Raw genomic sequence first — 5939 nt, 5'->3', positions numbered from 1 at the left:
CGATGATGCCGACCGGGATCCCCGCGATGCGCCCGTGGCCGCAGATCATCTCCGGCGCGTAGTCCGCCTGGAACTCGTCGAACTCGCCGCGGTCCAGGATGCAGCGCAGCACCTCGCGCACTTCGTACGGCTGGCGGTGGTTGGCCGGCAGGAGGTCGTACAGCTCCGCCTCTGCGCGGGCCGGCGGGGCGGCTTCGCCGATGGGGAGGGCGGTGGCGGGCGCGCGCGGAAGCTCGCGCACCAGGTCGCGGATCTTGGCCACGCAGGCGCGGTCGTCCGCCACGCGGTAGTGCGCCACGCCGGAGATGGCGTTGTGCGTGTACGCGCCGCCCAGCGTCTCGCTGTCGGTGCTCTGCCCCGTGGCGCCCTTGACCAGGTTGGGCCCGCCGAGCCCCATGAACGACGTCCCCTCCACCATCAGGATCACGTCGGAGAGCGCGGGGAGGTACGCGCCGCCGGCGATGCACGGCCCCATCACCGCGGCGATCTGCGGCACCTTGAGGTAGCGCCGCATGATGGAGTTGTAGTAGAAGAGCCGCGACGCGCCGTACTGCCCCGGAAAGACCCCGCCCTGGTACGGCAGGTTCACCCCCGCCGAGTCCACCAGGTACAGGATGGGGACGCGGCAGCGCATGGCGATCTCCTGCGCGCGCAGCATCTTGGTGATCGTCTCGGGCCACCAGGAGCCGGCCTTGACGGTGGCGTCGTTGGCCACGATCACCACCTCGCGCCCCGCCACGGTGCCGATGCCGGTGACCACGCCGGCGGCGGGCGCCTGCCCGTCGTAGCGGTCGTGGGCCACCAGCAGGCCGATCTCCTGGAAGCGCGTGCGCGGGTCCATCAGCAGGCCGATGCGCTCGCGGGCCGTCAGCTTGCCGTCGGCGTGCTGCTTGTCGATGCGCTTGGGCCCGCCCCCCTGGCGGAGGCGGGCTTCGAGCTCGCGCAGCTCGGCGGCGAGCGCGCGGGCACGCCCCGGGGCGGCGGCCGCGGGGGCGCTGGGTGCGGCGGGAGCGCTCACGCCTCGGCGGTCTCCCGGTCGCGCCCGTTTTGGGCGTACCAGTCGCGGATGTACTCCACGGCGGCGGTCGTGGGGGTCCCCGGGCCAAAGAGGCGCCCGATCCCCTGCTCCTCCAGCGCGCGCATGTCCTCTTCCGGGATGATCCCGCCGCCGGTGAGGAGGACGTGATCCACCCCCTCCGCCTCCAGCAGCTGCTTGACGCGGGGGAAGAGCGTCATGTGCGCGCCGGAGAGGATGGACATCGCCACCACGTCGACGTCTTCCTGGATGGCGGCGCTCACCACCATCTCGGGCGTCTGATGGAGCCCGGTGTAGATGACCTCCATCCCCGCGTCGCGCAGGGCGGCGGCGATCACCTTGGCGCCGCGGTCGTGGCCGTCCAGTCCGGGCTTGGCGACCAGCACCCGGATCTTGCGTTCAGGCATCGTGTTACGGCTCGGAAAGAGGTGCGTGCGCGAAAGTGCGGGAAGATAGTGCCGGGGCGAGGGGCGCGGCAAGCGAGCGGGGGAATGGGGAATGGGAATGGGGAATGGGAATGGGAATGGGGAATGGGGAATGGGGAATGGGGAATCGTGCGGGCCGTCTGCATCTGCCTGCGCCGCGCGAATCCCGTAGGGGCGCGATTCATCGCGCCCGTGCCCGCCCCCGCACCGCCACCCGCCCTGGTGCACGGATGGCGGTAGGGGCAGACCTGCGTGTCTGCCCACCGCCCGCCCCGCCTCGACCCCCGCCACGCGCACAGATCCCGTAGGGGCAGCCCCACGTGGCTGCCCGTGCCTGCCGCCACCGTGATCCCTGTATTCCCGGCCGCCAAACCCCCGCCGCCCCGCCCTACCGCGTTGACCGCCGCGCGATGCAGATCAGATCCTCGCTCGTATGGACGAACGGCGCCAGTTCCCAATCCCCGTACCACTCGATCGGCGTCAGGCCCGCCTCGCGAAGGAGCACGGCCCATTCGGTGGCGCTGCGGATGCGCAGCTCGTGGAATTTCTCTCCCGACTTTCCACCCCGACGCCAGCGCGTCCACTCGCGGCTCACCCCGTCGACGGCGTCGAACTCGCGCTCCACCCAGACGGTGGTGCCGTCCTCCGCCTCCCACCAGTCGCGCTCCGTGTAGCCGCCGACGGCGTGGTCGCGGTGCATCGTCTCCAGCACGAAGAAGCCGCCCGGCCGCAGCGCATCGTGCGCGCCGCGCAGGACGCGCAGGTCCTCCTCGTCCGAGAGGAAGTAGCCGAGCGACGAAAAGAGGGAGAGAACGGCGTCGAAGCGGCCGCGGAAGGGGATCTCGCGCATGTCCGCGCGCAGCCAGTTGACAGTGACGCGGGCGCGCTCGGCGCGGGCGCGGGCGTGGCGGAGGAGCGGTTCGGAAAGGTCCATCCCCATGACCCGGAACCCCGCCTCGGCCAGAGCGATCGAGTGGCGGCCCCATCCGCAGGCGACGTCCAGGATCTCGGCGCCGGGCTCCAGCGGCACCATCTCGCGGATGCCGGCGACCTCGCGCGCGGTGCGCTCGGGGGTGAGGAAGTCGCGGTACAGGTCGATGAAGGTCTCGTCGAAGTACCCCTCCCACCAGCGTTCAGCCGGCACGACCCAGCCGCTGCGGAAGCTCGTGGATGCCGCGGATGCGGTCGCCATGCTCCTCGGCGAAGCGTCCCAGCGGGTCGATCAGAAAGGCGTGCATCCCCACGTTGCGCGCGCCCACCGCGTCGATCTCGTAGATGTCGCCCACGTAGGCCGCCTCGTGCGCCTCCACCCCCATCCGCTCCAGCCCCATGTGGAAGATGCGCGGGTCCGGCTTCTCGACGCCCACCAGCCCGGAGTCGATCACGAACTCGAACTGCGAGCGCAGGCCGAGCGACTCCAGCAGCGCCTCCACGCGGCCGTCGGCGTTCGAGATGACTCCCAGGCGGTAGCCCATGCGCCGCAGCTCCTCCAGCGTCTCGATGGTGTTCTCGCGAACGCGGCTCCACAGGTTGCGCTCGGCGTGGCGCGCGAAGAGCCGCTCGCCGATCGGTGGAAAGTGCGCGTCCTCAACCCCCAGCCGTCGAAAGATCTCGGCGAAGTAGACCTCGCCGCGCTTCCGGTCGTCGCCCGCGGTGCCGGAGCGCACCATCTCGTCCAGCACGAGCTTGGCCTCGTACTCGGCGCCGAGGATATCGTCCTCGCTCGCGGTGATCCCCGCCTCCGCCAGCACCTGCACGAGGAACGGGTGGTCCAGCCAGACCAGCGTGTTGCCTGCGTCGAACAGGATCGCTTTCATCGGGTCTCGAATGGTTGCCGTCAGCGCGGCATCTGAAAGGTGACCTGCCGGATGCGGGCTCCGCGGGCGATGCGGCGGATGGCCGGGAGCGCCGTCTCCGCGCGCCGGCGGTCGAACGGCCCCGCGAGGACGACGATGGAATCGCGCGGCAGCTCCGGGTACACGCGCCCGTTGGCGAGACCCGCGGGGTGCCCGGCCTCGGCGATGCGGTCGCGCAGCGTGACAGCGCGCTCCACTTCGTCCGGCGCGCGCGTGGCGGCCGTGATGATCCAGAGCTGCTCGTTGAAGCCGATCCCACCGCGCAGGCGCACGGCACGCAGGGCTTCCTCGCTCGCGAGCTCGCGCGCGGCGGCCTCCTCCGGCGGGATGGGCGGCGGATCGGGCTGCACGGTCGCCGAGACGCGCGCGGGCTCCGACGTGGCGGGCGGCGGGGCGTCGCGCCTCCAGTACACCCCCGCGAGCGTCACCAGGGCCGCGATGCCGATCCACTTCGCCAGCGGTGTCCCTCGCCGCTCCTCCTTCTCGGCCTCCTGTGGCGGCTCAGGCTGCGCGTACGCCGGAGGCGGCGGCACGCTGTACGCCGGCTGCGGCGCGAGCGGCTGCGGCGCGTAGCTTTGCACCGGGATCGCGGGCGGCACGATCGGAGCGGCAGCGACCGGCGGCGGCGGCGGGTACGCCAGCGTCGGCGCGGTGTCCACGGGCGGGGGCGCGGGCGGGGCGACGGTGAGGAGGCGGAGGACCGCGTCGGCGTCCGCGGGGCGCTGCAGTGGGTCGCGGCGGAGCATGCGCAGCAGCGCGTCGCACGTCGGGCTCGGGATGCGGGGGCGCAGCGCGTCCACGGCGCGGGCGGCGATGGCGTCGTCCGCGGCGCTGTTGATCCCCTCCGGATAGCGCCCGGTGAGCATCTCCAGCGCGACGATCCCCAGCGCGTACACGTCGCACGCGGGGGTCAGGTGGGGCGAGGCGGCGAGCTGCTCGGGGGCGGCGTAGCGCGGCGTGTACGGCGACGGGCTGAGCTGCGTGATGCGCGTCTCCGGCTGCTCGCCCGCGGAGAGCTGCGCGATGCCGAAGTCGAGCACCTTGACCTCCCAACCGCCGACTGGGTCGGGGACAAGGAAGAGGTTCCGGGGCTTCACGTCGCGGTGCACGATCCCCACGCGGTGCCCGGCGGCGAGCCCCATCGCGGCCTCGCGGACGATCTCCAGCACCTCGTCGAGGGGCATGGGCCCGTTCGCGGCGGCGATGCGCTCGGCGACGTCCTTGCCCGGGAGCCGCTCCATCACCAGGAAGTCGAGTCCCGACCCAGAGTCGGTGCCGAAGTCGTGCACCGTCACCACGTTGGGGTGGCGGAGGGTGGCGGCGGCGCGGGCCTCGCGCCGGAAGCGGGCGCGCAGCACCTCCTGCTCCGCCGGGTCGGCAGAGGCGGCGGTGAGCACCTTGACCGCTACGTCGCGCTCCAGTCGCTCGTCGTGCGCCCGGAACACCGCGCCCATCCCCCCGAAGCCCAGCGCCTCGCCAACCCGGTAGCGGTCGGCGAGGAGGCGGCCCTGGAGGAGGGTGGCGAGTGTGGTCAAGAGAAGTGCGTGAGTGCGTTAGTGCGTGAGTGCGCCGGTGGGGAAGGTATCGGCGCGGTTGGGGAGACTGCAATCTGGAGCCCGGCGGTTGAAACCGCTGCAACAACCGCGGGAAACCCGCCTTCGCGGGTTGCGGGGGCAGGATTGGCGCCGCACCGCCGGGGGCTGAAGCCCCCGGCTGGAACCACGCGAAGGCGGCTGAAGCCGACTCTTGCACGCCGGCACCCGACCCCGAGTCCGCGAAGGCGGACTTTGCGTGGTTCCAGCGGCGAATTCATTCGCTCCTAGTGCGGGCACACCCCGGACAAAGCCAGAGGCACGGAGAGACTCCTCCCCGTGCCTCCGTCTCCTCGTGTGAACCCGCGCCTAAAAGAAGACCGGCTCCTGGTAGGCGCCGAACACCGCTTCCATGGAGTGGCGGATCTCGTGGAGCGTGGCGTAGGCGCGGACCGCGTCCAGCATGGCGGGGACGACGTTCTCACCGGCGCGAGCAGAATCCTGGAGAACCTGGAGCGTGCGGTCGACCTCGGCCTGGTCGCGGCGGGCGCGCATGGCGGCCATCCGCTCGCGCTGGCGGCGCTCGGCCTCCTCGGTCACCTTGAGGAGCGGGATGTCGATCTTCTCACCCTCGATGGTATAGTCGTTCACGCCCACGATCACACGCTCGTTGCGCTCGATCTCGATCTGCTGGCGCATCGCCGAGCGCGCGATCTGCTGCTGGAAGTAGCCCCGCTCGATCCCCGGCACCACCCCGCCCATCGCGTCGATCTCGGCGAAGATCGCCTCCGCCTCGGCTTCCATCTGGTCGGTGAGCGCTTCCAGGTAGTAGGACCCGGCCAGCGGGTCGATGGTGTTGGCCACGCCCGTCTCGTGCGCCAGGATCTGCTGCGTGCGCAGCGCGATCTGCACCGCCTTCTCCGTGGGGAGCGCCAGCGTCTCGTCCATCGAGTTGGTGTGCAGCGACTGCGTGCCGCCCAGCACCGCCGCCATCGCCTGGTAGGCCACGCGCACGATGTTGTTCTCCGGCTGCTGCGCCGTCAGCGTCACGCCGGCCGTCTGGGCGTGGGTGCGCAGGCGCCAGCTCTCC

The 5939-nt window shown here is 71.8% G+C and carries 6 protein-coding genes; all 6 read right to left on the bottom strand.

All coding sequences use genetic code 11. The features are described 5' to 3' along the window. Positions 1–1018, bottom strand: a 1018-nt coding sequence (locus VF647_03245) for a carboxyl transferase domain-containing protein (protein ID HEX8451083.1), incomplete at its 3' end; no start/stop codon positions are given. Beyond that, positions 1015–1443 (bottom strand): cobalamin B12-binding domain-containing protein, encoded by a 429-nt coding sequence (locus VF647_03240; GenBank protein HEX8451082.1) that lies wholly within the window; start codon positions 1441–1443, stop codon positions 1015–1017. The genes VF647_03245 and VF647_03240, both read right to left, overlap by 4 nt. A gap of 406 nt (positions 1444–1849) precedes the next feature. After that, the gene (locus VF647_03235) at positions 1850–2653 is read right to left on the bottom strand and encodes a methyltransferase domain-containing protein (GenBank protein ID HEX8451081.1); all 804 of its coding nucleotides are present in this window, start codon (positions 2651–2653) and stop codon (positions 1850–1852) included. Beyond that, positions 2595–3278 carry an HAD-IA family hydrolase gene (locus VF647_03230; protein ID HEX8451080.1) on the bottom strand — a complete coding sequence of 228 codons (684 nt, stop codon included), beginning with the start codon at positions 3276–3278 and terminating at the stop codon, positions 2595–2597. Before VF647_03230 ends, VF647_03235 begins: the two co-directional genes overlap by 59 nt. A 20-nt stretch (positions 3279–3298) precedes the next feature. Beyond that, positions 3299–4852, bottom strand: coding sequence for a protein kinase (locus tag VF647_03225; protein ID HEX8451079.1), 1554 nt, complete (start codon positions 4850–4852; stop codon positions 3299–3301). Positions 4853–5218: 366 nt separating this feature from the next. Beyond that, a partial coding sequence (locus VF647_03220; GenBank protein HEX8451078.1) for a methylmalonyl-CoA mutase family protein occupies positions 5219–5939 on the bottom strand: 721 nt, incomplete at its 5' end.

The sequence above is a fragment of the Longimicrobium sp. genome, assembly GCA_036387335.1.
Taxonomy (GTDB): Bacteria; Gemmatimonadota; Gemmatimonadetes; order Longimicrobiales; family Longimicrobiaceae; genus Longimicrobium.
Note: the sequence above shows the minus strand (reverse complement) of the source record. Positions and strands in the feature narration are given on the sequence as shown.

Bases quoted from the DNA above. Each gene is read 5' to 3' on its own strand.
- VF647_03230 (HEX8451080.1), bottom strand. From the start codon at position 3,278: ATGAAAGCGATCCTGTTCGACGCAGGCAACACGCTGGTCTGGCTGGAC.
- VF647_03240 (HEX8451082.1), bottom strand. From the start codon at position 1,443: ATGCCTGAACGCAAGATCCGGGTGCTGGTCGCCAAGCCCGGACTGGAC.
- VF647_03235 (HEX8451081.1), bottom strand. From the start codon at position 2,653: ATGGCGACCGCATCCGCGGCATCCACGAGCTTCCGCAGCGGCTGGGTC.